Annotated in this window: 1 protein-coding gene; it reads left to right on the top strand. The window is 47.6% G+C overall.

Translation table 11 applies throughout. From position 1 onward, the window contains the following. Positions 1-229 (top strand): glycoside hydrolase family 97 N-terminal domain-containing protein (locus AAEY83_RS19095; protein WP_351061873.1); only part of this gene is annotated, 229 nt, incomplete at both ends.

The following is a 229-nucleotide window of genomic DNA, read 5'->3' as shown; positions in this document are numbered from 1 at the left end:
CCAAAGAGCTTACCGAGTTTGCTGTTAATAACAGCCACACAGCGACAGCTTGGTGGATCCCTGCCCGCGGCTGGAATCGCTACGAATATGTATATAATACCACCCCATTAAACGATGCCGCATTGGTACATACGCCATTTACCTTTAAAAACCAAGATGGTGTGCATATTAGTATTCATGAAGCCGCCCTTGTTGATTACGCCGCCATGGTACTTAATCAACGCCGCCC

Source organism: Psychrobacter sp. TB20-MNA-CIBAN-0197, assembly GCF_040309765.1.
Taxonomy (GTDB): Bacteria; Pseudomonadota; Gammaproteobacteria; order Pseudomonadales; family Moraxellaceae; genus Psychrobacter; species Psychrobacter submarinus.
This window is presented reverse-complemented; position numbering and strand designations above follow the sequence as displayed.